The organism is Lysinibacillus sp. NPDC096382, assembly GCF_044762845.1.
GTDB lineage: Bacteria > Bacillota > Bacilli > Bacillales_A > Planococcaceae > Lysinibacillus.
This window is the reverse complement of sequence record NZ_JBIWFC010000003.1, coordinates 152,423-179,019: the sequence shown is the minus strand read 5'-3', so window position 1 is coordinate 179,019 and position 26,597 is coordinate 152,423. Positions and strand designations below refer to the sequence as shown.

Here is a 26,597-nt window from a genome sequence, read left to right as displayed (position 1 = left end):
ACAGATGAAATAATAAGTAAACATTACAGGATACAGTGAGTACATTTACAATGGATCTAGTTATTTATTTGTGCGTGTCGAACGCTAGCTTACCCATCTGCATATCATATTTATAATCAAGTATGTCATCAATGTTAAATCACTATCGAAAGGAGATCGTTATGGTATTTAGACCACAGTTCCCGATGTATCCTGGTGGCATGAGAATGCCCATGCAAATGCCAATGCAAATGCCGATGCAAATGCCAATGCAAATGCCAACACCTCCACAAATGCCACCGCAGTCCTTTTTCCCGCCTGGAGGCTTCCCAAATCAGCCACGAATTCCCGGTGGCTTCCCTATGTCCAGTGGAATAGGTTCATTTGGAGGACAAATGCCAATGCAGGAACCTTCAAAAATCGGTTCATTTTTGCAGCAGGCGAATAGCTTATTTAACTCAGCGAAAACATATACACCCTACATTCAGCAAGCAATGCCAATGGTAAAAAATATTCCGTCACTTTTAAAATTGTATAAAGGATTTCAAGGTCTTCCTGCTGCAGGAGCTGCCGCAGGGGCCGGAGCAGTAGCAGCTGAAGCAGCGGCTAGCGGAGCAGGTTCTACTAAAAGTCGAAAAGCGTCTCGACAAAATGGATCATTTACTCCTGCTGAACCACTTCCATCTAAGCCCCGTATATTCCAGCCGCCTATGTAGATGAAGGTTTCTTTGTATTCGCCGTCCCTGTCCGTTATAATGTAGATAGGTAAGCTTGAAAGGAGTCACAACCATGCAAGTATTAAAAATTAATCCACGTGGCTATTGCTACGGTGTTGTTGATGCGATGGTCATCGCTCGAAACGCCGCACTCGATAAAACATTACCAAGACCTATCTACATTTTAGGTATGATTGTTCATAATAAACATGTCACGGATGCCTTTGAAGCAGATGGCATCATCACATTAGATGGCGAGAATCGTTTAGAAATTATTGAACAAGTTGAAACTGGCACTGTTATTTTCACAGCACATGGTGTTTCACCTGAAATTCGTGAAATTGCGAAGCGAAAAGGCTTAGTATCCATTGATGCTACATGTCCTGACGTAACGGTTACACACGATTTAATTCGTGAAAAATCAGCAAATGGCTATGATATTATATATATCGGTAAAAAAGGCCATCCCGAGCCAGAGGGAGCAATTGGGGTTGCACCAGATCATGTACATTTAGTGCAATCATCCACTGATATTGATACATTAAATTTAACGAATGATAAATTACTAGTAACAAATCAAACGACGATGAGTCAATGGGATGTCGCTCATTTAATGGATAGTTTAAAAGAGAAATTCCCACATATTGAAGTGCATAAGGAGATTTGTTTGGCAACCCAGGTCCGCCAAGAAGCAGTTGCTCAGCAAGCTGGGGAGGCAGATTTACTTATTGTTGTTGGTGACCCAAAATCCAATAACTCGAATCGTTTAACGCAAGTTTCTGTTGAAATAGCAGGGACGCCATCTTATCGAATTGCAGACGTTTCTGAGCTAAAAGTTGAATGGTTAAAAGGAATTAATTCTGTCGCTGTTACAGCAGGTGCTTCTACGCCAACACCCATTGTAAAAGAGGTTATTTCATTCCTTGAGCATTTCGATGAAAATGATGAATCAACACATATCATTGAGCGTACAGTTACATTAAATAAAATTTTACCTAAAATTAAATCGCCAAAGCCTGTTGATAAAATTATGCCTTACTAAGAACAAATGCGCTAAAGCGCTCGTTTACATCCGACAAGCGCTGGAGAGCACGAAGCAAAAGTAAACGCTCACCAGTTTGCACGAGGAATCGAAGCCTCGAGGAAGTAGCGCTTTAGTCTAGACGATAACTATGACTTTGATTATCCACAACAAAAAATCCTGATTGTCTATTTTGACAATCAGGATTTCTCATTATTTACTAAAATAATAATTGACTGGACGACCAATGCCACCATAATGCACATCCATCGTAATTTCCTCTTGCTTCTCTAAATAATCCAAGTATCTTCTTGCTGTTACACGCGCAATACCTACACCACTGGCTACTTCTTCTGCTGATGCTCCTTCTACAGAGTGCAAATAGTGCACAACTTTCTCTAGAGTTGCGCGATTAAAACCTTTAGGTAAACTTTTTTCTGACCGTAAGACATTTGATTGCTGAACTTCATTATGTCCTCCGTGATAATGGAATAACTGATCCAGCTCTCCTTGTGTTAATTCACGCTCCGATTGCATTTGCTTTTTGAAGCGCAAATAATTTTCAAGCGTTCCTTGCACTCGTTCAAATGAAAAAGGTTTCATAATATAATCAAAGACGCCAAGATGTAGGACCTGTTTTACAGTTTCCATATCATTAGCCGCGGTTACCGTAATTACATCTACCGGTAACTTGAGTTCACGAATTTTTCGTAAACTTGTCACTCCATCTTGCTCTGGCATGAAAATATCCATAAATACTAATTCTGGTTTAAGTTTTTGAATTTGAGCAATTCCTTCAACTCCATTTGAGGCTTGTCCAATTACTTCAAATCCAACTATCTTTTCAATAAATTGGCGATTAACCTCTCGCACCATTGGATCGTCCTCTATTAATAAAACCTTTGTTTGTGTCACTGTTAGTCCTCCATACACTTTGTTCTATCTCTATATGTGCAAATTTTACTTAAGGAAGCTATCTACGAGAGCGCCACACTATTCCCATAGAAATTCTCGCTTCTATTTTAACGATTCATATTACATTACTCATAGCATTGATCTTCATTACAACCAAGCGCTTTCTTAGGGACATCATGAGTCGTCCAGCATTTGTTAATGAGCCTATTAAGTATGGTAAAAAGTTATTAAAAAGCTTGTTCCTTTATTCGGTTCACTTATGACTTCGATTTCTCCCTTTCCTTTTTGTACAATTTCTTGTATTAAAAAAAGTCCAATGCCTCGACCTTTTTTCTCTTTTGTCGAATAGCCATTATCAAAAATATGTGCCTTGACTACATTCGTCATGCCTATACCATTATCCGTTACTAATATTGCCAGCACATCCTCATCTTCATCAACAGAAACATGAATCATTTTTTCTTCAATTTGTACATCCCTTAATGCATCAAAAGCATTTTCAATTAAGTTACCAAATAAAATAACGAAATCATGATGATCTAAATTGTTAGGAAATGTTGTCAAACGGCTTTCCCTGTCAATCTCCAGTAGAATTCCCTGTTCTTTTGCATAGGAAATTTTACTAAGCAATAGCCCGGAAATATTTTCATTTTTAATCCGTTCATTTAGAAAGTTTGTAATTTCATCGTGTTCTTCTTTTACTTGTGTTAAGTAAGAAAGTGCTTGTCCATGATGTCCAAGTTGTAAAAGACCAGCAATTGTGTGCAATTTATTTTTATGCTCATGTGTTTGCACGCGTAATGCTTGTACAAATGCCTTAACACCCGTTAGTTCCTCTGCAAGCTTTTTCACCTCTGTACGATCCTTAAACATGGCTACAGCCCCAACCGTTTTTCCATTAACTTGTATTGGTATACGATTACTCATAATATTGTTTTCATTAATATAGAGCTCACGATTAAAAATGGGTTGATCTAGCTCCAATATTTCCGGTAATCGTGTATCAGGTAAAACGTCAAAAATTTTCTTCCCTATTAATGTTGAAGGTTTTTTGTGAACCCCCAATATGTCACATGCTTTTTCATTAAATATTGTAATTGTCAAATCATTATCAATGGCAATTATCCCTTCATGCATCGCGTTAAATGTTTCGGTTCTTTCTACATACATTTTAGCAATTTCGTGGGGCTCTAATCCAAACATTTGCTTTTTCATATGAAGCCCTAATGTATGAGCCCCCCATGCACTAAAGAACAGAGATAATAAAATAGTAATCATTAATTCTGTTTGAATAGATTGTAGCAACTCTGCCACAGTTAAAACACTATAGCCTACTACTACTACGCCTATTTGTTTACCTTCTTTACTCATGATTGGGACGAATGCTCGTACCATATCTCCATGTTCACCATGGGCAATGGATGTATAATAATGCTCAGAAAACGCAGCGTTTAGATCTCCTGACTCCGAGATTTGCCCAATCTCCTCTGTATTTGGATGTGAGTACTTACGCCTTTGCATATCTAGTACAACAATATATTGTGCGCCATTTATATCACGTATTTCCTCCACTACAGGATTTATGTGTTTCGTAGCCTCGTTAAAATTTTTATTTGCTATGTAAGTTTTCAGCTCGGGAAGCTGTGATACTGTTTTTGCCACAAGTAAAGCCTGATCTCCAAGCTTATCCTTTTGCACAGTCATGACGAACCCTAGCAAAAATGTTCCACCTATACTAAAGGAGAGCATGAGAATAAAAAAAGTCAGAGACATAATTTTTCTCTTCATCGATATTTTTTGAAATTTCAAGATGTTCGCCTCCCTCTTACTATATTTTAACTTACTCCATATGTTAGAATAACAAAAACATCAGAAAATACGAATAAATTAGGTGTAATAGATGAAAAAATTTATTATTGGAACAATAGCAACCGTTTTATTGTTAACGATAGCGTTTGGTGTTCAACAAGGCTTACTATTCGCCAAGCCTCTTCCCTATGACGATGAGCAAAAAGGTTTGAATACGCAAATTACGATTCATTTAAGTCATGTTGTTGCTGAGAATACACCAAAAGGACAGGCGGCAAGTAAATTCGCCGAGCTTGTTGAGAAAAAAACAAATGGCAAGGTGAAGGTACACGTCTACCCAAACTCCTCCTTGTTTAATGATGAAAACGAGTTTCAGGCTTTGCAAAATGGACAAGTAGAAATGATTATCCCTACTTTCTCAAAGATGACATCCTATATACCAAATTGGCAGGTTCTTGATTTACCTTACCTTTTTAATACGGATGATGAAGTGCATGAGGTACTTACAGGTTCGATCGGTGAACAATTGTTAAATGAGCTTAAGCCTTTTCATATAAAAGGACTAGGCTTTTGGCATAATGGCTTTAAACATTTAACCTCTGTCGATCACCCTATTCATACCTTTGAGGATTTAAAAGGCTTACGTGTCCGTACAATGCCAAGTAAAACCCTTGAAAAGCAATTCGAGGTAGTTGGGGCTACACCAATCCCGACTTCTTTCAGCGAGGTTTTTACTGATTTAGAATCGAATACCATTAATGCTCAGGAAAATACAGCGTCAAATATTTATTCTAAAGGTTTCTATAAAGTGCAGAAACATATGACATTAACTAAGCATGGCATTTTAGGATACGCCGTTTTAACGAATGACAATTTTTGGAAATCTTTACCTTCAGAAATCCAAAAACAGATTATCGAGGCTATGAAAGAAACAACCGACTGGCAATTTGAACAAGCAGTAGAAATGAACGAAGAAGATTTGCAAAAACTTAAGCAGCAGGATAACTTTGAAATCTATACGATGAGCAATAAGGAACGCCAACGCTTTAAGGACAAACTAGCGCCTGTTTATGATTTTTATAGAAACAATGTACAAGAAAACGATGTTTTATCAGAAATTGAAAAAATTGTTTCTCCTTAAAGTATTACTGTGGGATTCATACTTTTGTTCATTAATGATAAAATCCTCACTAGCGTGGGGATTTTTTTCTTGTGTATTATAATAGGTTCTGAAATTACAAAACTACTATAAAACAGCTTAAAACCCCTGATATCACTAGTTTTATTGATCCCCCAACTAAAATTGAACAAAATGAACAATAGAAACTTTACGGTCATAAAAACTATTGTCGGAAAATTTCAGCTAAGATAACCTCATGAAAGCGTTCACATAATATTCATAAACAATGTTAGGGGAGAACTTTATGCGTATAAATTTTAAAAACTTAACTGTACAAGTACTGATTGCTATTGTGCTAGGTATTATTGTAGGTGCTACGTTCCCTGAATTCGGAGCGAAGTTGAAAATATTAGCAGATCTTTTTATTAAATTAATTAAGATGTTAATAGCTCCTATTATTTTCTTAACAGTTGTTATTGGAATTGGTAGTATGGGCGATGTAAAAAAGGTTGGTAAAATTGGCGGGAAGGCATTAATTTATTTTGAAATTGTCTCTACTTTCGCATTAGCGATCGGTTTAATCGTTGTCAATATCGTAAAACCTGGTAAAGGCTTTAATACAGCTGCTGCGAACGGTGCAGATGTTTCCCAATATACAGATGCCGCAGCCGCTACAGAGCATGGTATTGGTGCATTTATCATGCAAATTATACCTGATAATGTTGTCGGAGCACTTGCAAATGGCGAGTTATTACCTGTTTTATTCTCAGCTGTTTTATTCGGCATAGCTGCTGCAGCTATTGGTGAACCCGCTAAACCAGTTATTAAATTTTTCGAACAAGTAGCAGATATATTCTTTAAAATTGTTAATATGGTCATGAAAGTTTCCCCGATTGGTGCATTTGGCGCTATGAGCTACACAATCGGAAACTTCGGTCTTAAATCACTAGGAAACTTAGGATTTTTAATGCTTTCCGTTTATATTACAATGTTTATCTTTATCGTAGTCATCATTGGTCTTATTACACGTTACTTTGGATTCAGTATCTTTAAGTTTATTAAATATATTAAAGATGAAATTTTTATCGTTATTGGAACATCATCATCAGAATCTGCCCTACCTTCGATGATGCGTAAATTAGAAAACTATGGTTGCTCTAAACAAGTCGTTGGGCTTGTCATCCCAACGGGGTACTCCTTTAACTTAGATGGTACGTCTATTTACTTATCTATGGCGGCTATTTTTATCGCACAAGCTTATGGAGTTGATTTAGATGTTTGGCATCAAATTACATTACTAGCTATTTTAATGCTAACATCTAAAGGTGCAGCCGGTGTAACAGGCTCTGGCTTTATTACACTCGCAGCAACATTAGCAGCATTCCCAATGATTCCAGTAGAAGGGATTGCCCTTTTAATCGGGGTCGACCGCTTTATGTCAGAGGCTCGCGCCGTTACAAACTTAATTGGTAATGGTGTAGCTACAGTTGTCGTTTCAAAAATGGAAAAAGAATTCGATCCAGAGCAAGAAAAACGTGCTCTTGCAGGAGAAGTCACAACCCAACAATAAAATGAAAGGCTGGCCGGTGGTGTGAAATTCACATTATCGGCCAGCCTTTTTCAGTGTTAAACTCCATATTCCATTTTTAAAAATCAAATGTACACCATTTGTTGCTTGCATAAAAAATCGATCCAACATTTCGAAACAACTTTATTGCCTATTTGAATCAAATATACCTCGGCATAATTGCCGCTGTCGTTTCACTTTCGAATCGGCTTTATGCTTAGGCCAGTATAACCCTTCCTGATTTGAGGGAGGTATTAAATTAAAAATAATAAAGTAGTTTAATTCAGTGTTTGTTCTACAATAGGACTCTTAGCGAAATAGATCAATATTTAAGAATGTTGATCTATTTCACCACCTGCCTTTTTCAATGCTCTTTGAAGTTGATAAATTTTCATCATACTAATTAATCCAGTTAATAGGGCTCCCAATAGGACTGACCCAATAATGACGAGGATCAATGGCCATTCAGTTTTTCCAAATAAATAATTAACCGTTACCATGTCAACATTTATAACTGAAAAAACTGCGATAATTAAGATCACAATTAGTGCTAATATTAAGTTCCATTGCTTTTTCATAAGCCACCTCATTTATTTAACTATTCTACATTCACTATTATAGAATCAGAATTAGCTTAGGACAATCACTTATTTCACAGCAAGGGTATACACCGATAGACCTTTTAACCCTTTGGTTGGACCACTTTAACTATCAAAATTTTTACTAAAGATGAAACCTAGAGTAAAGCTTCTCCGTATAGTAAGTAGATTGGAGGCTTTTTTATGACTACATTTACCCTTACCTACCCAAAAGCTTTCGAAAGCTTTTCAAATATCCCTATTGTGAATGAACAACATGAGACGGTTTGTGTGCTACAAAAGGTTGAACGTTCATCCGTTGGAAAAGTAATCAATGCTGTTATGCTAGTTGCTACACAACAGTCATTACCACATCACTATGAATCACGTACTACTTTAGGGGCACCACTTTTTCAAGTGCAATCTACACTATTAACAAAGGGTGTTAGCCATCAGCTTATTATGCCAGATGGATCCATTTTACCGATACAATGGAAGACGGTTCAATTACTTGAATCTTCCTACTCTTTTACAATGGATGGACTCGCTTTTCGCTTTGAAAGGGATTTTACTTCAACCGCCTATTTATATTGTAATGATGAAAAAATAGCAAGCGCTAGTAATATAGAAACTGAGCTTGTGCGTACTGGTATAGCTTTTAAACTGTTTAACTCTGACGATACTCTCTTTGTTGCTTTGCTAGCAACTCTGTATCAGGCATTATTCTCTATGAGTAATTAGGTGACTATATACATAACATACGGTTTAAATAGATGATGAACAATAAAAACTCCTATATATTAGGAGTTTTTTTGCTTACTTGTCGCGGATTTCTCATAAAAGCTAGCTCTTTTATGTCTTTTACTACTGCTAGAATCAATCAATATCTTCCGGGACACGAAATAAATTTGCTTTGTTTTGACCATTTTACGCCGTTCTTCTATAAAAGGAGTACACTAAAGAGGTAGAAATACTATACATTTGGAGGCATTTAACATGGATACAAAAGCAGCAGACATTAAAAATTTAATGACGTTAGATTTACTTGTTCAAATTCTAGAGGAACGCGGTATTATGACAGAAAGAGAGTTACAAGAACGTCTCACTAATAACGTTAAACTTTCCTCTATGGATGCAAATTTAAAAGAAAAAGTCATTGAAGAAATAAAACATTAATGGAATGGATGGCATTTCAAAAAGGGGCCGCTTCTTAAGTAATAAAAATGTTTTTTAGCGGTCCTCTTTTTTATATTTGCACATTTAGCTCCTTCACATATACAGCGGTTCCTGAAATAGAAATAGTCAATTTGCCCTCATCATTTTTTACATGTACATGCACACGCCCATCCTTCCCAAGCTCCTGACCTTGTTCAATAATTAGTGTCTTCGGCAATTGTGCTTGTCGATCCATACACTCTGCAAAATATGCTCCCATAACACCAGAGGCTGTACCTGTAGTTATATCTTCAATTGTTCCAGAATAAGGTGATGAAAAATGTCGTGCGTGCATATCTGCATACTTATCAAATGCCTCTAAGCAAAAAGGATGCACGGATGCTTTTGGCATTTCTTCAAGGACATCCGGAAAATCTGCAGTTTGCGGAGTCATTTTTTCAAAGTATGATAAATTTATTATAGGTACTAGCAATGTCCAAATTCCTGTACTTCCATAGACTATCGGTAATTCAGGATGTATCGCTTCCTCTGTTAGTCCAATAGATTGTGCAAGCTTAGTTTTTGAACCGTTAAATGCTTTAAATTGAGGTGCTGCATGCTGCATAGTCATATGAATTTTCCCTTTTTGTTCTTTTATCTCAATTGGGAGAATTCCTGCTTTCGTGTCAATAGTCAGTTTTGACTTATCTTTTAGTAAACCTTTTGTTTTTAGTGCATATATCGTTGCCATTGTTGCATGTCCACATAAATTCATCTCATGCCCTGGCATGAAATAACGTATACGTAAATCTGCTTTATCCGATTTTAACGCAAAGGCAGTTTCATTGAAGCCCACTTGCTTAGCAATAGCCTGCATTTCTAATTCACTAAATTGATCTCCCTCTACGACGACACCTGCTGGATTTCCCATATTAGGTATCGTGCTAAACGCATCATAATGATGGACGGTAACCATTTTCATTTTCTTTTCCCTTCCTTTTATAAAGTCTAATGGAAGCCAGGTACAATAAAGGCTTATTTCAACTAGCGACTTGCTTTTTCTCCTTACTACTACCATTTACTCAATATAATTTACTATATTCCACTTTATTCTTTATATCTACATTTTATGGCTACATAATATCCTTGCAGTATAAAATACTTATTTTTTAACAAACGAATTTACATAAATAGATAATTTTTACAAGTAATATATTTACTTTATAACCACATTAATGTAATATAACTATTAAATACATAGGAGGTGATAGTTATGAAAAAATTAGGACATTTGGTTTTAGCAACTACTTTGGCATTAGGAGTATTTGGTTTAGGTAGTAATACTGCGTATGCAGCCCCTTTCGAAAATGCTGTAGTAAATATTGATGGTCTTTCATCAAACCAAACTAGAGCTATAACAGCGAATGGACAAGGTAGTATTAGTGTTGTAAATACAGGTAAAGTTGGTATTGGTTATGTTCTTAAGAAAGATGGCGTGAACATTGGTCCGGTTATAGGTTTAGCTGCAGGAGCTTCTACTAATTATCAAGTTCCAATGACTAAAAATGCTAAATATACTTTAGAGCTAACTTGTTTCTCAGGAACTAGCTGTTCTGGTATGGGTGTAATATCTAATTACTAAGAATCTAGTAGTCCGGTTCCGTATACGGCGGTTTATATCAAGCTTGTAGACTTTTGAGCCCTTAATGATTCCAGTATTGTTAAGGGCTTTACTTAATTTAAGCTTTTCGTATTCACTAATACCCTTTGCAAGTATTTTCCCATTCATAGGCTTAATAAGGTATCCTTATCGAATAAGCTTTCTTATTCTTGTCCTAGATTTCTTCCAAACCTCCCATAAGTACATACTAAATATTCTCCTGACCTATCCGTTAGCGATATTAGATTGGTTTCGTGAACCACACCATTCGATCAAGTAATGATTCAATACTCCACGTCACTACGCACACCCTTGCTATTGGCTCACCACTACTTATGTCTTCATGACTCAGGTATAACCACCTAAAGATTGCGCCCGTGCTGCGCATAAAAAAAGCAATATGCATTTATTACTATGCATACTGCTAAAGGTAATTATCGAATTGTTTTTAATGCCGTTGACCAAGGGATAAGTTGATCTAGCATTTGATTTACTGAATCTGCTTGCACATCCTTTGGTTTAAATACTGTGCCGTTTTCGAAATCTGTAAATAATGATAAAGCAGGATGGACGCGAACATCTGCAACTAATAACTCACCAAGAATTCCACGTAAATGTTCAGCAGCTCTTGCTCCACCAACAGAACCGTAAGAAACAATACCCGCCGCCTTATTATTCCATTCCACGCGTAAGTAGTCTAATGCATTTTTTAATGCCCCAGTAATAGAATGGTTATACTCTGCAACGATAAACACAAAGCCATCACATGCAGCAACTTTTTGTGACCATGTAGCTGCTCCTGAAGCATCTCCGCCTGGCTCACCTAGAAGTGGTAGTTTATAATCTGCAATATCTATAATTTCATATTCCGCATCACCACGTTTTCCAGCGACTTCCTTTACCCATTCGCCCACTTGTGGACTTAAACGACCTTCACGCGTACTCCCTAAAATTACCCCTATTTTCAACATGTTGTTCCTCCTTCATTCATCCCTCAAATTGTGACCGAATCATTCATTTAATACTAAAAACGGTTCTCTTAGCCATGTTGGACAAGGTTAATGAAACCATGTTTTTTACTTCGAATTAAATTATCTTTAATCCAAGATAAAAATATCATATATTTATAAAAATTTCCAGTTATTTAATTCAGATTAATTTATTTTAATCGGTCTTTCTAATGCTGCAAGTTCATCCTCAATCGATGCATATTGTCTTTCTACAACATATTTTGCATCCGAGATAGCCGCATTATAAATATGTGGAGCAATATTTTCCTTTATAAAGTCTAATATTCTTTCTGCTTCAAATTCTGTAATATCCTCATCACGATTGTTGTAGAAAAATCGTTGAATATCAGCGATTATTGTTTCCTGTTGTTCTTTTGTTAAACGAATAAACAATTCAATGCTCTCCTCTCATTCCAATATACTCACCTATCATAACACTCTCAAATTAATCTATGCATACACAAAAAGAATGAATTATATTAACTATAGCCTTTGTATAGTGTTGAAAAATAAATTAGTCAAGAAAACTTCGGTGAATGTGTAAATAAGGAGGACTTACTTATCTGTGCGAAAGCAAAGCGACAGCTACAAAGCGCCCAGCTGGAACGGAAATCAGCCCCTATTTTTGCCGAAAATCATACTTTATTTAATAGGACACCTTAATTTTCTTTGACACAATAGTTTTTCAACAACACAAAAAGACTGAATTATATTTAGTACGATAATTCAGCCTTGTTTTTATTACTGTTTACATTTAAATGAATAGTTTGTTGATAGAAAATTCTTTTCCTTTGAGACGATGGCTTCTCCACCGTCTTTTTCGCATTGCTCTGTCATAGTATCAATTTTTTTGGCATTCATCGTATTCGTCATTAATGTCAAACCTATCCCAAACACAGCAATCAGCAAACCAACCATCATCCATAACTTGCCGGCCTTATTGCCGGCAGGTCTTTCATTCGCCATAGATATTCCCCTCTCTTACACGAATAAAAACGGTTCTGTATGAATAGTAGATTGTACAAATTCAACAGAGTATTTTTTATCCTCACACATTCTTGCCATCTTTTTAGCTACTCCTGCAATCATCACTTTCTCCACATGATGTCCTGGATCTACGATTTGTAGACCAATTGCTTGAGCGTCCTGTGCAGTATGGAAATACATATCTCCTGTTAAAAATACATCTGCCCCAGCACGTTTCGCAGAATAGATATATTTATTGCCGTCGCCACCGACAAGCGCAACTTTTTTCACCTTCGACTGTAAATCACCAACAACACGGACAGCGGGTACGTCTAGCTGCTGTTTGACGAATTGCGTAAATTCATGAAGAGTCATTTCTTGTGGTAAATAACCAACTCGTCCTAAGCCCATTACATTCGTTTGCTGGTCTAAGCGAATGATATCATAAGCTGGTTCTTCATATGGATGTGCGTTTAACATTGCCTTTAATACACGATTTTTTATAGATTCCGGAAATACAACTTCTACCTTCACTTCTTCTTCAACATGTAATTCACCAATAGAGCCCACATGTGGATTCGCACCTTCTAGTGCACGGAAACGCCCCTCTCCTAATGTAGTATAGCTACACGCTTCATAATCTCCAATACGACCTGCTCCTGCCTTTGCTAATGCCTCACGTAAATCATTGGCATTTGTAGTCGGTATAAAAACTGCTAGCTTCAACATATTTTCCGCATATGTTTCTTCTAAAATAGAACGGTTTTCAAGCTGTAGAGCATCCGCTAGTAAATCGTTAACACCGCCTTCAGCTACATCTAAATTCGTATGTGCAGCATAAACGGCAATATCATTTTTTATTAGCTTTTCATATAAACGCCCAGCAGGATTGTCCGTACGAATATTCGAAAGTCGTCTGAAAATCGGTGGATGATGCGCTATTATTAGCTCACATCCTTGAGCAATAGCTTCCTCAGCTACTGCTTCATTAACATCTAATGTGACTAATACTTTACTGACAGGTTTATTTAATGTACCGATTGCAAGACCAATTGGGTCATTTTCCATACATGCTAGTTTTTTAGGCGACCATGATTCGAACAATTGTATAATTTCCTGACCGTTAACTGTTTTCATCTCATAGAACCCCTTCCACTAAATTGAGTAGAGCTACTAACTCTGCACGTTTTTCATCAATTTCAGGTGTTTGATCTGCCCCTTCAATGGACTTTAATACACGCTGCCAATTTTCTTTTTCACGTGACCATTTTTTTATAAATGATGGTGATTTTCGTTGCATTAATTTCGGACCAAATAAAATTTCCGGTTCCGATAACGTCATTGTGCTTCTTTGCAAAACAAGAATTTCATAAATTTTTTCGTCTTCCTCTAAAATTTCTTCGTCCTGGATTGCCCAATTATTTGCTAATGCCCATGCGCGAATCACTTTAGCATGAATATTTGGTTGCAAAATAAGCCTTGTTACCCCTTGCAATTTTTCAGGATGCTTCTCCAAAATGGAGACAATAAGAGGTCCACCCATTCCAGCAATAGTAACTGTATCTACATGGTCAGCTTCTTCAACAGCCGCTAAGCCATTCGCGAGTCGTACTGTAATTTTTTCTGTTAAACCTTCCTTTTGCACTTGTCCAACTGCTGATTCAAATGGTCCTTTCACAACTTCCCCTGCTATTGCGTAAGAAGCAATACCTTTATGAATTAAGTAGCATGGCAAATATGCATGGTCGCTGCCAATATCGGCTACAACTGCACCAGAGGGTACATATTTTGCTACTGTTTCTAATCGCTTTGATAATTTTTGTGCGTTCATTTATTTTTACCGCCTGTCTTAAATAGTGTTCTTTCTTAGTATGTATGATGTCGTGAAAAAAAACAAATGGAGTTGACTCAAATTTTGAGCAACTCCATTTTTATTTAACTGAAATGAAGATAAATAAATTGTAGCTGTACCGATTACGATTAAACGCTTTCAGTACAGCTACTTTTTTTAGACTATTTTAGAGTTGAAATGTACTTAGCGATTGCTTTCGCTTCCGCTTCGTTTTTCATACCAGGCGTCATTGGAGTTCCTGGGATTCCGTTTGTTAAAACATCTACGATACGAGCTTCATCTTTGCCATGTAAGTTTGGACCAAAACCACCACTTAGGTCATTACCATGACAACTAACACAAGATTGTACTAATGCAGAGTCATCAGTAGCTTCTGTTTTTTCGCCACCACCCTCTTTTTCAGCAGCGATTTCCTTTTTATTCTCTGCGCCCATTAAAGACATAAAGAAAATAAGACCAATACCAAATGCTAAAATTAAGATGTAAGGAACGACTGGATTGTTTTTCATATGTTTCCCCTCCTCATTGTAAATCTACTTCTATGATAATATAGAATCAGTCAACATCTAATATTGTACTTCATTAACCATGAAACGAAAAGCCTATTCGCTAAGTTTTCCTTTGTTTGTAACAATTTCGACATTTCTGTAACTATTGGATAAAATATGTCTTGAAATCCCCAATATTTGGACTATCCATTATCTTCTGAACGACTTCTTTACACGCTGTTATCTTTCCTCTCTTTGTACAGTCATATACCAAGAAAATCAAAATTTCTTTATGTAATAATCCATTAGCTAAATAAGCTATACGATTATAGTCTTCACCAACAGAGTGTAGGCTCAATTACAGACATAATTTTAAAACAAAAAAGAATCCGTTAGCTATTGGAAAGCAAACAGATTCTTGTCTTTGTCAGCGAAACTATTTTACAAAATGAGTTCCTATAATAAGTTTATGATATAATAGCTAATCAATGCCAGTAAACCTAGGACACCTGAGACCGTAAAATAAAGTAGCTTCATTTTTAAACCTGACCAAAGCCAAACCCCGCAGTTTGCTGCAATCAAGCAAAACAATGCAATATTATTGCCATTAAAATATGTAGTGTAAATTCGAATAGACATACTAAATAATAAAACAGCACCCAATAAATGGAAAACAGGGGCTAAAAGATCATTTTTTCTTGCCATTCGAAACGCCGTCAAAAATAATATCACCGCAGCTATTCCAACGACAACCGTTAAAATTATCATTAAAGAAGATATTGTAAAATAAATAGACAGCAACGTAATCATTGCAATACATATACCTGCAATTATAAGTAGCAGCCTTCTCTTTTCTGAAGGTAATATAGCCTGTTTATGATGTACTGGTTCTAACTCCTCTATATCTGACCCCTCTGCATATAGAGCCGCTAAAAAATCACAGTAATGCTCTGGTAATAGTTTATTTTGCTTCCAAAACAAAATCTCATTCAAAATTATTTTTTTTCGAGGATTTGTCATAGTGTATACTCCAAACATTGCTTAATAATGGTTGTTATTACAATTTTATCTTAAAATTTTTAATAACACATCTGTATAAAGTAGCAAAAATAATCAAGATTGACTCATTCTAATTACTCGCTATAACATTTATCGAAAAAATATTTACTATGTTTAGTATGTTCTAGGGAAAATGATGGAAACTTTGCGCGGGTATTTACTTTACGTTCACAGGTATTCTCCTATTTCATGCGAATATAATAGTAGCCTAAAAAAGGGCTATCCAATTAGTCATTACTAATTAGATAGCCCAACTTTTTATCTTTATTCTAAGAAGTCTTTTAAACGTTTGCTGCGAGAAGGGTGACGTAGCTTTCTAAGAGCCTTAGCTTCAATTTGGCGAATACGTTCACGTGTTACACCAAATACCTTCCCTACCTCTTCTAATGTACGTGTGCGACCATCATCTAAACCGAAACGTAAGCGCAGGACATTTTCTTCACGGTCAGTTAATGTATCTAGCACATCCTCTAATTGCTCTTTTAACAATTCATAAGCTGCATGGTCAGATGGAGATTGAGCTTCTGAATCCTCAATAAAGTCTCCTAAATGTGAATCATCTTCTTCTCCAATTGGTGTTTCAAGAGATACTGGTTCTTGTGCAATTTTTAAAATTTCACGTACTTTTTCAGGTGTTAAATCCATCTCCTCACCAATTTCTTCTGGAGATGGCTCGCGACCTAAGTCTTGTAGTAATTGGCGTTGTACACGAATTAATTTATTAATTGTTTCTACCATATGCACTGGAATACGGATTGTACGTGCTTGGTCCGCAATTGCACGTGTAATCGCTTGGCGAATCCACCATGTTGCATAAGTGGAAAATTTAAAACCTTTACGGTAGTCAAATTTCTCAACTGCCTTGATAAGACCCATATTCCCCTCTTGAATTAAATCAAGGAATAGCATTCCACGGCCAACATATCGCTTTGCAATCGATACAACAAGACGTAAGTTCGCTTCAGCTAGGCGTTTACGTGCTTCTTCGTCACCTTGCTCAATACGCTCAGCTAAGGCAATTTCTTGCTCGGCAGAAAGTAAATCAACTCGACCAATTTCTTTTAAATACATACGTACAGGGTCATTTATTTTAACACCTGGTGGTACACTCAAATCATTTAAATCAAAAGTCTCTTCGTTTGCTTCTTCTTTCATTAAGCTTTCTTCTTCAAACTCTTCTTTTCCAATGATTTGAATGTCTTTAGCCTTTTCAAGATCCTCAGCAAAGTGGAAAATCTCTTCGTTCTCCAATTCATAAGGCGCTAGTTTCTCTGAAATTTCTTTCATAGAAATTTCACCTTCTGTTTTTGCTTTTTCTTGTAGTATTTTTTTTGCTTCATCTAATGTAATTTCTACTTCTACCTCTTTTGAACGTTCTGACTTGTCCGCCATAAACCTTCCTCCTTCTAAACAACCGAATCGGGTTAAATCGCCGATAACGATTTTCTTAAATGAATAATCTGTTGGGCGATTTCAAGTGCACGCGCATACTCATGCATCTTCTCCGCTTCCTTTGACTCATGCATCTTTTGTTGAATTTCTTGCTCAATTCTATATTTTTGCAGCTGACGTATTGAGTCTGTGACCTCTGCATCTGCTTGGTCGGGATCTCTTTCCGCTAAAGCTGCTTCCATTACAATCTTGCGTAATTCAGAGTCATCTAATATCTCAACAAAACGCTGATAATCAGGATGACCATATTCCTCATAAAATCCTACTAAGCGAACAAAAACTGCCATATAAGCATCTCGTACAAATGGATCTTTTTGCTCACTACGTAATACCCTGTCCACTACATCTATATTATGAAGCATATGAGCCAGTAATAAACGTTCGGCACGTTCAGCTGCGTCCATAGGCTTATGTTGCTGAGTGACCGGCATCGAAGGCGTTTGAACAGGCATTTCTACTTTTGCAGAACGAACCTGATTGGCCTCTAGCTTTCGGAATTGAGCATAAATCGCTTCTTCCGAGATGTTTGTTTCTTTCGATAGCTGTCTTATATACAAATCTCGTTCAACTGGTGATGATCTACCTACCAGTTGTTCAAGAACTTCTTGAATATATTGAAGCGTATCATTTTCAAACTGAAAGTTCTTATTTCGTCTAGCATGCATCATCATAAAAGCAATATACGCATGAGGGTTTTCCAAAATTTGTTCTTTAAATGCTTGTCCACCTAAACTACGAATGTATTCATCGGGATCTAGCTTATCTGGTAACACCGCAATATTGACTTTCATACGTTCCGTTTGAAGTAACTGTGCTGCTCTTTTCGCCGCATCAAACCCAGCATTATCACCGTCATAGCAAATGGTAATCTGCTCTACTAAGCGCTTTAGCTTTGTGATATGCTGATTCGTAAGCGAAGTGCCCATTGTTGCTACAGCATTCGTTACACCCACAGAGGTTGCTGCTAAAACATCCATAAATCCTTCCATCAATACTACTTGACGATTTTTTCTAATCGAGGTTCGTGCTTTATCTAGGTTATATAGCACTTCACTCTTTTGAAAAATTGGTGATTCTGGACTATTTAAATATTTTGCCTCTTCACCAGTAGATGTAAGGATTCGTCCTGAGAATGCTATAATCTTTCCGTTCTCATCACGAATGGGAAACATAATACGCCCTCTAAAACGATCAAAATAGCGTTCTTCCCCTTCACGCTTGATTACTAAACCACTTTCCGCGATTTCTTGTAAATTATAACCTTTTCTTTCAAGCAATATCGTTAATGCATCAAAGCTTGGGAGAGACCATCCAATGCTATTAGATTCTATAAGTTCCCTTGTAAATCCTCTTTCTAGCAAATAATTTAAAGGTTCTTCACCATCTTCGGTATTTAACAGTAAATGATGAAAAAAATCTGCTGCAAAAGCGTGAGCTTCTTTCATCCTTTCTTCCGCTTTAGATACCTTTTTCGTTACTTCAGGTAAACTTGGCCCAATATCTAACTGTATGCCAACACGTTCACCAAGTTTCACGACAGCGTCAGGAAAAGAAATACCTTCTATATCCATTACAAAAGTAATAGCATTACCGCCTGCACCACAACCAAAGCAATGGAAAATTTGTTTGTCTGATGACACAGAAAAAGATGGCGTTTGTTCTCCATGAAATGGACAGAGCCCAAACCAATTGCGCCCACGCTTTGTAAGCTGCATGTATTCGCTTATGACATCAACAATCTCCGATTGTGAGCGAATCTGTTCAATCACTTCTTCAGGAATCTTCCCTGCCAAATCCATCACCATCTTTAAATTACGTTCTAAAACACAATTCGCTATCCGATTTAAAAATCCTTTATTTCTCGACAAAAAAATAGGATTTTTCTCTTAATAAATATTTTTACCACAATTTTATTATTATAAAACAAAAATTAGTTTTTATCTATACTATTTTCAAAACGGACTCAAAAAAACCGCCTCTCACATGAGGTGGTTTATCATCATCCGTTTCTTATTTACAGTTCAAGATATGCTCAATAATGACGTTCGCTGTTTCCTCAACAGCTTTGTTTGTCACATCAATAACCTTACAACCGATTTTAGCGACAATTTTTTCAAAATGTTGGATTTCTTCTAATATTCGATTATGCTGCGCATAGATAGCATCATCATTCAAGCCAAGAGACATTAGTCTCTCTTTTCTAATTGAGTTTAATTTATCAGGAGAAATAATTAAACCAAAACATTTTTTCGGATCAATTTGTAATAGTTCTTCTGGTGGCTCCACTTCTGGTACTAAAGGTACGTTCGCCACCTTATAGCGTTTATGTGCTAAATATTGTGATAACGGTGTTTTAGAGGTACGTGAAACACCGACTAACACAATATCAGCCTGTAAAAGACCACGTGGATCTCTACCATCATCATATTTTACTGCAAATTCAATAGCCTCTATTTTTTTAAAATAATCATCATCTAGCTGGTGAACAATTCCTGGTGCTTCTAATGGGAATTCTTCCACAAATGTTGTCATTGTTTTTAAAGCAGGCCCTAAGATGTCGACAGCATAGACATTTTCTTGCTCACACAGTTCATGTAATAACGATCGCATCTCCTGGCGAACAAGCGTGTACACAATAAAAGCATTCTGTTTCGCTGCAAGGCATACAATTTTCCGAATGAGCTCCTCTGATTGTATATGAGGAAAACGGCGAATCACTGTGTTTTCCAAACTAGGTCGAAACTGGCTAATAACCGCTTTCGCGACTTGATCACCAGTTTCACCGACTGAATCAGATACAACAAAAACCCGTAGTCTTTTCATGCTGCTCTCCTTCAAATATTTAGTCATTCTGTGCCAGTGATAAGAAAGCTCGTGTAATCGTCGTTTTTGTAAGACGACCAACGATTTTCAAACCACCTTCTTGTGGCTCTACTACTGGTAGCGAATCAACTTCTCGTTCAATTAGTTTATTCGCTGCAACAACTAAAGAATCTGCTCTCTCGCAGTACGAAATATTTGGCATTCGTGTCATAATTATATGTACAGGAATTTTGTTTAAATCCTGCGTGCCAATACTTGTTCGTAGTAAATCTTTTCGAGAAAGTACTCCTGTCAAAAACTCATTTTTATCTACGACAAAGAGTGTTCCAACATCCTCTGAAAACATGAAGCAAATCGCATCGTAAACAGTCATTGTTTCCGGTACAACAACTGGTCCTGAATGGAAATCTTTCACTTTTAAATTGTTAATACTATCCGTCAATGTAACGGATGTTTTTTTACCTGAATAGAAATAGCCAACACGAGGTCTAGCATCTAAAAAGCCCGCCATTGTGAGTATTGCTAAATCTGGTCTTAAAGTTGCTCTTGTCAGATTGAGACGTTCTGCAATATGTTCGCCTGTGATTGGGCCGTTTTCTTTCACAATTTGTAAAATGTCTTCCTGACGTTTATTGAGTTCGATTGGACTCACCGCCTCAAATCTAATAGTGTTATACTTATGCTCAATTATTATATACTATTTTAATAATTATTGCGAAGAAAAGAACTACATGCTACAATATTGACACATACGCTTGCTCTAAATGTATTTTCGAGCGATTTGCGTTTTATAGGCGATGATGGGAAAAAAGTATCTGTTCCACTTTAAAGCGAGTAGAAGATGGTGAAAGTCTACATAGTAGCAGAGAAAAGGCACTCCTTGAGCTAACTTTTTTGAAAAGAGGTTTTAAACAACGCGTTTAAAACAATCAGGGTGGAACCGCGGGTTTTAGCACTCGTCCCTGGGCATTCATTGTGCCCGGAGACGGGTGCTATTTTTAATTTAGTCCTACCTAAATTAAAAAAATCTCTAGCGAATTGTATAAATTCGCTAAAACAAAATCAATGTTCACTCTGTGAAAACTATGAAGGAGGCTATTTTTTATGGCAAACAAATCAATGGAAACAATCGTATCTTTAGCGAAGCATCGCGGCTTTGTCTTCCCTGGTTCTGAAATCTACGGAGGCTTAGCAAACACTTGGGATTACGGTCCGCTAGGTGTTGAATTAAAAAACAATGTTAAAAAAGCGTGGTGGCAAAAGTTTGTCCAAGAATCAGAGCACAATGTTGGAATAGATGCTGCAATTTTAATGAACCCAAAAGCTTGGGTTGCTTCTGGTCACGTTGGCAACTTTAATGACCCAATGATTGATTGTAAAGCATGTAAAGCGCGCCATCGTGCTGACAAAATCATCGAGGACGCTGCGCTAGCAAAAGGCGATGAAATCATTGTCGATGGTATGACATTTGATCAAATGAAAGAAACGATGATTAAGTATGACGTAGTGTGCCCGGATTGTGGTAAAGCTGATTTTACAGATATTCGTCAATTTAATTTAATGTTTAAAACATTCCAAGGTGTAACAGAATCTTCTACTAATGAAATTTATTTACGCCCAGAAACAGCACAAGGTATATTCGTGAACTTTAAAAACGTACAACGTTCAATGCGTAAACGTACACCATTCGGTATTGCTCAAATCGGTAAATCATTCCGTAACGAAATTACACCAGGTAACTTCACTTTCCGCACACGTGAATTTGAACAAATGGAACTTGAATTTTTCTGTAAGCCTGGCGAGGACCTTGAATGGCACGCATATTGGAAAGAATTTTGTAAAAATTGGTTATTAAATTTAGGCATGAAGGAAGATTCTATGCGTCTTCGTGATCATGAAGACGACGAATTGTCTCACTACTCAAATGCTACAACTGATATTGAATTTAAATTCCCATTCGGTTGGGGCGAACTATGGGGCGTAGCGGATCGCACAGATTTCGATTTAAAACAGCATATGGAGCATTCTGGTGAAGATTTCACTTACATTGACCCAGTCTCAAACGAACGTTATGTTCCATATTGTATCGAGCCTTCTTTAGGTGCAGACCGTGTAACATTAGCATTCCTTTGCGATGCTTATGACGAGGAAGAGCTTGAAGGCGATGATAAGCGTACAGTTTTACGCTTCCACCCTGCTCTAGCACCATTTAAAGCTGCGGTTCTACCACTTTCTAAAAAACTTTCGGATGAAGCTACAGATGTTTGGGCAGAGCTTCGTAAATCTTTCCCAGTTGACTTTGACGAGTCACAATCAATCGGTAAACGTTACCGTCGTCAAGATGAAATTGGTACACCATTCTGTATCACTTACGATTTTGACTCAAAAGAGGATGGTCAAGTTACAGTGCGTCATCGCGATTCAATGGCTCAAGTTCGTATGCCAATTACAGATGTTAAAGCATACATCGAAAAACATCTTCAATTCTAAAATTCATCAGTATATAAAGAGGGAGTCGCATTTTAAGCGACTCCCTCTTATTATGTCTTTAATAATGAAAACAAGCGCTCTTGCATCTTCTCCTCAAATGAAAACTTTTTCATATTCATGCCTACTAAGCTTATAAGTAGTTCCTCAATATCTACAAGCGAATAAAAAAGGAATGTTCCTTCTCGCATCGGGCGAACTCTCTTATCAGCTGTCAGCTCTTCCCCAATAAAGTAAGCTACATTTACGTTACAATGTTCCATTAATTGCGTAATGCTCTGGTCATCATCTGGATTAATAAAGAACGGCACAATTTTATCAATATACAAAATACTTTGCACAAGTTTTATAAAGAAATTTTCACGTAGTGAAGTTTCCACAACTAATACTGTTGTTTTCTCATGCTGATAATCCATATACAATATATGTAATTGCTCTTCTAATAGTTTCTTTAATATAGTAATAGAGTTCCTATATTTTTTCAAATCTATTTGAATCTCCCTTGTTAATAAACGTAGAATTCGAAAGGCAGGTAAAAATATTTTTAAAATAATTTCTTTAGGATGTAAATGATCTATTAATTTATTAAAGTAGACTCTTAAGCCATTTTCGTCACAACGAATTAATTGTTCTATAAATAAATTAAAAATTTCTTCAAAGCTGTTAGCACGATAATCAATCATTTTCGCAATTTTCACATTATAATTTAAAGGTAAAATCATTGACTTTTGTTCATCCAACAACTTAACTTTAGGTAACGTTGGGAATAAATCATAGACAAGTTCTACTTGTGCACTTCGATTATCAGATAATTGAACGACCGAGTTGACAGGATAAATCCTTAAGCACTCTACAAATTTGTGCATAAATTTCTCGTTATATAAATGTCGATCACGATATAAAACAGCTAATGCATCTGTTGCAGCATATCCCGAATGATATACACGCTTTGATGTCATAGCTGAATAAACATCTATTATTTGCAGTAATTGAACTCCCTCACGCATATCATCCTCACAAAGCTGATTCGGATAACCTTTACCGGCAAAGCGTTCATGATGATCACGTGCTAAATAGGCAATATCCTCTTCCCCATTTTCTATGAGCAACTCGTAACCTTTAGTCGTATGAGTTTTAACAATGTCAAACTCATCTTCTGATAATTTTCGTTTTAAATTTAATATTTCTTGCGGGATAAACACCTTCCCAATATCATGGAACAAATAGCCCCTTGCTAACGTTACAATATCCGTTAAACCTAAATAACGTGCAAAGATAGTACCTAAAACGAAAACATCAAACGAATGAACAAAAGAATACTCATCCCATTCCTTTAATCGCATAAGTAATTCATAGCGATGTTTTTTTTCTAAAATTTGTTCAAAAACACCTTGTACATAAGTAGTATCTTGGATACTTTTTAAAATTTGACCATAGCGCAACTCATGCACAACATTCTCTAATGTAGTCATAAAAAGGTTATTCACCTTATCTTTATACTCATCTACCTCATCCTTTTTATCGATAAGTGGTGCAAATATATCCCAGCAATCCCTTGTATGCTGCATACTTAAATCATGAACAATTCGGACTGAATTAGTTGGTAAATAGACAGATAGTTCGTCTACTTTTCTAAGCTTAAGTAAAGCAATAATTCGTTCCGTTAAAACTAAATCTTTTTTAGCGAGTAAACGATAATCAGAAAAAATATCTTCAGCTAAAATATCATTGGCTTCAACTTCATCAATACTTAACGTCACTTTTCTTAGCATATTTTCTGCCACATATGCAATATCCAAGCATCATGTGACTCCCTCCTTCTTCGATAGACTGCGTTGTTCATCAATTATGCCTCGGCATAATTGCGTCTGGAGGCTTTAACTTCTTTCAACGGATGTTTGGACTTACGCTGAAAGAAGTTAAATATCATCTATATTATTTACAATATCATAGATTAAAATGCCTTTTCAACTAGTTTATGGTATACAAATGAATAGTTACTACTATGTTTATATTAAAAACCATTCCAAAATTAGTAATTTATATCTAACTTATTCTTTTAACAACAGCTATTAACAACAATAAAAAAGATATAAAATCCTATACAATAGAACTAAAAGCGCATTTTTATAATTTATAGTTAAATTTATATCACAAATAATATTTTCTGTAAATTACAAAAAAATACTCATTTTGTCCTAATATTACTAGCAAAAATCTCACATTACTATCTCATCACCCAAAAATCCTATATACCATTCAATAAAATACGTCCCAGTCGATAAGGAAATAATAGCCATTACTCGTTGATGAACAAGTATTTTATCCATGTTAATTTTTAACATCATATAATTCCCTCTATTCTCATCTTCATCATTTTGATATAAATAAAGTATTATAGTTAATCTTAAATGTTAAATAACAATAATTTAACAATCCATAGAGATTCCAACCTATTTAACAGGATGGTCCTAGCTATAAATTTTTTATGTACTTTGGAGGAATTTTTTTGAAAAGCAATCGTTTTTATCACATCGCAATGGCATCAGCACTAGCAACAAGCGCTATTGTCATTGCACCCCCAGCACATGCTGCATCGGTATTCTCCGATGTGAAAAATGTGTCATCTGAAGAAGGTCAAGCTATTATTAACTTAGCTCAACGTGGCATTATATCAGGCTACCCCGATGGCACTTTTAAACCTGAGAATTCAATTACTCGTACACAAGCTGCGAAAATTTTAGCTGGTATGTTAAAGCTAGATACGGTTCATGTAAAAAATCCAAATTTTAAGGATATAAAACCCGGCGACGCAAATTATGGCGCGATTGCTGCTTTAGCAAATGCAGGTATTATTAGCGGAACCAATGGCTATTTCAACCCAACTAAAAATATTACACGTGGACAAATGTCAAAAATGATTGTGAAAGGTTTTAAATTACCAATTACAAACGGCATTTACATTCCTTTTGATGATGTCAACGAAGGTAGCGAATACGAACCATATATAAAAACACTTTTTGCCAATAGCATTACAATAGGTACAACGCCTACTACCTTCGGACCACAAACTAATGTAAAACGCTCCCAGTTAGCACTTTTTGTTGTACGTGCTGAAAAAGCTCAAGGCAACGTCACAGTTTTTGCTAGCCAATTTAAGCAAGACTATATCTTTGCTTCTTATGGCGGCATTAATCCTGCAGAGGATATCTTTACATGGGTTGAAGATGAAGAAGATTATATGACAGAGTCCATTACAATTAAACCGCTAAAAGAAGGTACAGGAAAATTAGTTATTACGGGCTTTAAAGAAGATACGGAAGAATTTATCGATGTCTATTACTTAGTAAATGTGAAGAAAGTAAACGGAAAGCTACAAACAATGCTTCAAAAAGTGAAAGAAGAGGATTATGCAGAAAACTTACCGCTCAACTTAATGGAAAGTAATTTAAAATTTGTTCCTACTAAGGTAAGTATTCAAACTGCAGATGGTCAAGCTTTATCTCCTGAATTATATAATTTTAAATCAACGAATAATTCTGCTACACTTTCTATCTTTAAAAATGGTCAATATTTGCTTACTTTCACTAATGGTACTCAACAACAAACAATGGCTGCTGATGTCAATACATATGATTTCGTGCGTAGTATTGATTTGTATCAAGTTACAGATGAGTTAACGTTTTCAAGTAGCGATCTATCGTTCGAGCCAACACATGTTGCCTTAGAAAAATTTAATTCTGAGCCAGCAGCTGTGAAAGCGACAATAAAGGATAAGAAAGTAAATGTTACACCATTAGCAGAAGGTACATCTATTTTACATATAACAGGTAAAAATGGTGAAACTGCTTATCTATATATTGATTTTCTAAAAATCGCTAATAAATGGGTTGCTTCTTACGAGTTCATGGAAGATCCAGAAGAATATTAATATATTGTA

General features: G+C 36.2%; 25 protein-coding genes. 9 read left to right on the top strand and 16 right to left on the bottom strand.

The genetic code is table 11. The features are described 5' to 3' along the window. Positions 1 to 161 precede the first annotated feature (161 nt). Complete coding sequence (gene vrrA / locus ACIQZA_RS07160; RefSeq protein ID WP_142509839.1) at positions 162 to 695, top strand: VrrA/YqfQ family protein; 534 nt, start codon at positions 162 to 164, stop codon at positions 693 to 695. Between the two features lie 73 nt (positions 696 to 768). Then, entirely contained in the window at positions 769 to 1,737 is a 969-nt protein-coding gene (locus ACIQZA_RS07155) for a 4-hydroxy-3-methylbut-2-enyl diphosphate reductase (RefSeq protein WP_400936384.1), read from the top strand. 192 nt (positions 1,738 to 1,929) lie between these two features. On the opposite strand, the gene ACIQZA_RS07150 is transcribed toward ACIQZA_RS07155, so the two are convergent. Both ACIQZA_RS07150 and ACIQZA_RS07145 read right to left on the bottom strand, forming a co-directional pair. Continuing rightward, on the bottom strand, positions 1,930 to 2,631 hold the full coding sequence (locus ACIQZA_RS07150) for a response regulator (RefSeq protein ID WP_400936386.1): 702 nt from the start codon (positions 2,629 to 2,631) through the stop codon (positions 1,930 to 1,932). Positions 2,632 to 2,838: 207 nt separating this feature from the next. Beyond that, the gene (locus ACIQZA_RS07145) at positions 2,839 to 4,419 is read right to left on the bottom strand and encodes an ATP-binding protein (RefSeq protein WP_427494651.1); all 1,581 of its coding nucleotides are present in this window, start codon (positions 4,417 to 4,419) and stop codon (positions 2,839 to 2,841) included. A 112-nt stretch (positions 4,420 to 4,531) separates the two neighbouring features. Between ACIQZA_RS07145 and ACIQZA_RS07140 the strand changes: the two genes are divergently transcribed. Both ACIQZA_RS07140 and ACIQZA_RS07135 read left to right on the top strand, forming a co-directional pair. Further along, complete coding sequence (locus ACIQZA_RS07140) at positions 4,532 to 5,581, top strand: TRAP transporter substrate-binding protein (RefSeq protein WP_402880899.1); 1,050 nt, start codon at positions 4,532 to 4,534, stop codon at positions 5,579 to 5,581. A gap of 283 nt (positions 5,582 to 5,864) precedes the next feature. Next, positions 5,865 to 7,130: a dicarboxylate/amino acid:cation symporter gene (locus ACIQZA_RS07135; protein ID WP_402880901.1), complete on the top strand. Its 1,266-nt coding sequence runs from the start codon at positions 5,865 to 5,867 to the stop codon at positions 7,128 to 7,130. Between the two features lie 326 nt (positions 7,131 to 7,456). Here the strand turns inward: ACIQZA_RS07135 and ACIQZA_RS07130 are convergent, their stop codons facing one another. Then, positions 7,457 to 7,705 carry a LapA family protein gene (locus tag ACIQZA_RS07130; RefSeq protein ID WP_400936393.1) on the bottom strand — a complete coding sequence of 83 codons (249 nt, stop codon included), beginning with the start codon at positions 7,703 to 7,705 and terminating at the stop codon, positions 7,457 to 7,459. Positions 7,706 to 7,909: 204 nt separating this feature from the next. On the opposite strand from ACIQZA_RS07130, the gene ACIQZA_RS07125 reads away from it, so the two are divergent. Together ACIQZA_RS07125 and ACIQZA_RS07120 are read left to right on the top strand one after the other, a co-directional pair. After that, positions 7,910 to 8,446, top strand: a complete 537-nt coding sequence (locus ACIQZA_RS07125) for a tubby C-terminal domain-like protein (RefSeq protein WP_402880903.1) — start codon at positions 7,910 to 7,912, stop codon at positions 8,444 to 8,446. 255 nt (positions 8,447 to 8,701) lie between these two features. Further along, positions 8,702 to 8,881, top strand: a complete 180-nt coding sequence (locus ACIQZA_RS07120) for a hypothetical protein (RefSeq protein ID WP_142509847.1) — start codon at positions 8,702 to 8,704, stop codon at positions 8,879 to 8,881. Positions 8,882 to 8,951: 70 nt separating this feature from the next. Here the strand turns inward: ACIQZA_RS07120 and ACIQZA_RS07115 are convergent, their stop codons facing one another. Beyond that, positions 8,952 to 9,842: a PhzF family phenazine biosynthesis isomerase gene (locus ACIQZA_RS07115; RefSeq protein ID WP_402880905.1), complete on the bottom strand. Its 891-nt coding sequence runs from the start codon at positions 9,840 to 9,842 to the stop codon at positions 8,952 to 8,954. Between the two features lie 291 nt (positions 9,843 to 10,133). On the opposite strand from ACIQZA_RS07115, the gene ACIQZA_RS07110 reads away from it, so the two are divergent. Next, positions 10,134 to 10,502 (top strand): hypothetical protein, encoded by a 369-nt coding sequence (locus tag ACIQZA_RS07110; RefSeq protein WP_400936401.1) that lies wholly within the window; start codon positions 10,134 to 10,136, stop codon positions 10,500 to 10,502. A gap of 452 nt (positions 10,503 to 10,954) precedes the next feature. Here the strand turns inward: ACIQZA_RS07110 and ACIQZA_RS07105 are convergent, their stop codons facing one another. The 11 genes from ACIQZA_RS07105 to ccpN form a co-directional block, all read right to left on the bottom strand. After that, positions 10,955 to 11,491 (bottom strand): NADPH-dependent FMN reductase, encoded by a 537-nt coding sequence (locus ACIQZA_RS07105; RefSeq protein ID WP_400936403.1) that lies wholly within the window; start codon positions 11,489 to 11,491, stop codon positions 10,955 to 10,957. A 183-nt stretch (positions 11,492 to 11,674) separates the two neighbouring features. Next, a complete protein-coding gene (locus ACIQZA_RS07100; RefSeq protein ID WP_400936405.1) occupies positions 11,675 to 11,923 on the bottom strand; it encodes a DUF2164 domain-containing protein in 249 nt (82 codons plus the stop codon). Positions 11,924 to 12,271: 348 nt separating this feature from the next. Further along, entirely contained in the window at positions 12,272 to 12,496 is a 225-nt protein-coding gene (locus ACIQZA_RS07095; RefSeq protein ID WP_323653497.1) for a hypothetical protein, read from the bottom strand. Between the two features lie 15 nt (positions 12,497 to 12,511). Next, on the bottom strand, positions 12,512 to 13,633 hold the full coding sequence (locus ACIQZA_RS07090) for a Nif3-like dinuclear metal center hexameric protein (RefSeq protein WP_402880909.1): 1,122 nt from the start codon (positions 13,631 to 13,633) through the stop codon (positions 12,512 to 12,514). Between the two features lies 1 nt (position 13,634). Further along, positions 13,635 to 14,327, bottom strand: a complete 693-nt coding sequence (locus tag ACIQZA_RS07085; RefSeq protein WP_402880912.1) for a tRNA (adenine(22)-N(1))-methyltransferase — start codon at positions 14,325 to 14,327, stop codon at positions 13,635 to 13,637. A gap of 182 nt (positions 14,328 to 14,509) precedes the next feature. Further along, entirely contained in the window at positions 14,510 to 14,857 is a 348-nt protein-coding gene (locus ACIQZA_RS07080) for a c-type cytochrome (RefSeq protein WP_400936411.1), read from the bottom strand. A gap of 435 nt (positions 14,858 to 15,292) precedes the next feature. Further along, complete coding sequence (locus ACIQZA_RS07075; protein ID WP_400936413.1) at positions 15,293 to 15,856, bottom strand: hypothetical protein; 564 nt, start codon at positions 15,854 to 15,856, stop codon at positions 15,293 to 15,295. A gap of 303 nt (positions 15,857 to 16,159) precedes the next feature. Further along, the gene (gene rpoD, locus ACIQZA_RS07070) at positions 16,160 to 17,287 is read right to left on the bottom strand and encodes an RNA polymerase sigma factor RpoD (protein WP_049663796.1); all 1,128 of its coding nucleotides are present in this window, start codon (positions 17,285 to 17,287) and stop codon (positions 16,160 to 16,162) included. A gap of 32 nt (positions 17,288 to 17,319) precedes the next feature. Then, a complete protein-coding gene (gene dnaG / locus ACIQZA_RS07065; protein ID WP_402881199.1) occupies positions 17,320 to 19,152 on the bottom strand; it encodes a DNA primase in 1,833 nt (610 codons plus the stop codon). Positions 19,153 to 19,357: 205 nt separating this feature from the next. Continuing rightward, complete coding sequence (locus ACIQZA_RS07060) at positions 19,358 to 20,170, bottom strand: pyruvate, water dikinase regulatory protein (RefSeq protein ID WP_142509854.1); 813 nt, start codon at positions 20,168 to 20,170, stop codon at positions 19,358 to 19,360. 19 nt (positions 20,171 to 20,189) lie between these two features. After that, positions 20,190 to 20,822: a transcriptional regulator CcpN gene (gene ccpN, locus ACIQZA_RS07055; protein ID WP_142509855.1), complete on the bottom strand. Its 633-nt coding sequence runs from the start codon at positions 20,820 to 20,822 to the stop codon at positions 20,190 to 20,192. 452 nt (positions 20,823 to 21,274) lie between these two features. Between ccpN and ACIQZA_RS07050 the strand changes: the two genes are divergently transcribed. Beyond that, positions 21,275 to 22,660 (top strand): glycine--tRNA ligase, encoded by a 1,386-nt coding sequence (locus ACIQZA_RS07050; protein WP_142509856.1) that lies wholly within the window; start codon positions 21,275 to 21,277, stop codon positions 22,658 to 22,660. Positions 22,661 to 22,710: 50 nt separating this feature from the next. On the opposite strand, the gene ACIQZA_RS07045 is transcribed toward ACIQZA_RS07050, so the two are convergent. Then, a complete protein-coding gene (locus ACIQZA_RS07045; protein ID WP_402880917.1) occupies positions 22,711 to 24,456 on the bottom strand; it encodes an HD-GYP domain-containing protein in 1,746 nt (581 codons plus the stop codon). A gap of 710 nt (positions 24,457 to 25,166) precedes the next feature. Between ACIQZA_RS07045 and ACIQZA_RS07040 the strand changes: the two genes are divergently transcribed. Beyond that, positions 25,167 to 26,588 carry an S-layer homology domain-containing protein gene (locus ACIQZA_RS07040; protein ID WP_402880920.1) on the top strand — a complete coding sequence of 474 codons (1,422 nt, stop codon included), beginning with the start codon at positions 25,167 to 25,169 and terminating at the stop codon, positions 26,586 to 26,588. The last annotated feature ends 9 nt before the right edge of the window (positions 26,589 to 26,597 follow it).

Excerpts from the sequence above, each read along its gene's own strand:
- vrrA (WP_142509839.1), top strand. The coding sequence starts at position 162 with ATGGTATTTAGACCACAGTTCCCGATGTATCCTGGTGGCATGAGAATG.
- ACIQZA_RS07135 (WP_402880901.1), top strand. The coding sequence starts at position 5,865 with ATGCGTATAAATTTTAAAAACTTAACTGTACAAGTACTGATTGCTATT.
- dnaG (WP_402881199.1), bottom strand. The coding sequence starts at position 19,152 with ATGGTGATGGATTTGGCAGGGAAGATTCCTGAAGAAGTGATTGAACAG.
- ACIQZA_RS07095 (WP_323653497.1), bottom strand. The coding sequence starts at position 12,496 with ATGGCGAATGAAAGACCTGCCGGCAATAAGGCCGGCAAGTTATGGATG.
- rpoD (WP_049663796.1), bottom strand. The coding sequence starts at position 17,287 with ATGGCGGACAAGTCAGAACGTTCAAAAGAGGTAGAAGTAGAAATTACA.
- ACIQZA_RS07105 (WP_400936403.1), bottom strand. The coding sequence starts at position 11,491 with ATGTTGAAAATAGGGGTAATTTTAGGGAGTACGCGTGAAGGTCGTTTA.
- ACIQZA_RS07120 (WP_142509847.1), top strand. The coding sequence starts at position 8,702 with ATGGATACAAAAGCAGCAGACATTAAAAATTTAATGACGTTAGATTTA.
- ACIQZA_RS07140 (WP_402880899.1), top strand. The coding sequence starts at position 4,532 with ATGAAAAAATTTATTATTGGAACAATAGCAACCGTTTTATTGTTAACG.
- ACIQZA_RS07115 (WP_402880905.1), bottom strand. The coding sequence starts at position 9,842 with ATGAAAATGGTTACCGTCCATCATTATGATGCGTTTAGCACGATACCT.
- ACIQZA_RS07110 (WP_400936401.1), top strand. The coding sequence starts at position 10,134 with ATGAAAAAATTAGGACATTTGGTTTTAGCAACTACTTTGGCATTAGGA.
- ACIQZA_RS07155 (WP_400936384.1), top strand. The coding sequence starts at position 769 with ATGCAAGTATTAAAAATTAATCCACGTGGCTATTGCTACGGTGTTGTT.
- ACIQZA_RS07075 (WP_400936413.1), bottom strand. The coding sequence starts at position 15,856 with ATGACAAATCCTCGAAAAAAAATAATTTTGAATGAGATTTTGTTTTGG.
- ACIQZA_RS07050 (WP_142509856.1), top strand. The coding sequence starts at position 21,275 with ATGGCAAACAAATCAATGGAAACAATCGTATCTTTAGCGAAGCATCGC.
- ACIQZA_RS07125 (WP_402880903.1), top strand. The coding sequence starts at position 7,910 with ATGACTACATTTACCCTTACCTACCCAAAAGCTTTCGAAAGCTTTTCA.
- ACIQZA_RS07145 (WP_427494651.1), bottom strand. The coding sequence starts at position 4,419 with ATGAAGAGAAAAATTATGTCTCTGACTTTTTTTATTCTCATGCTCTCC.
- ACIQZA_RS07060 (WP_142509854.1), bottom strand. The coding sequence starts at position 20,170 with ATGAAAAGACTACGGGTTTTTGTTGTATCTGATTCAGTCGGTGAAACT.
- ACIQZA_RS07085 (WP_402880912.1), bottom strand. The coding sequence starts at position 14,327 with ATGAACGCACAAAAATTATCAAAGCGATTAGAAACAGTAGCAAAATAT.
- ACIQZA_RS07090 (WP_402880909.1), bottom strand. The coding sequence starts at position 13,633 with ATGAAAACAGTTAACGGTCAGGAAATTATACAATTGTTCGAATCATGG.
- ACIQZA_RS07130 (WP_400936393.1), bottom strand. The coding sequence starts at position 7,705 with ATGAAAAAGCAATGGAACTTAATATTAGCACTAATTGTGATCTTAATT.
- ACIQZA_RS07080 (WP_400936411.1), bottom strand. The coding sequence starts at position 14,857 with ATGAAAAACAATCCAGTCGTTCCTTACATCTTAATTTTAGCATTTGGT.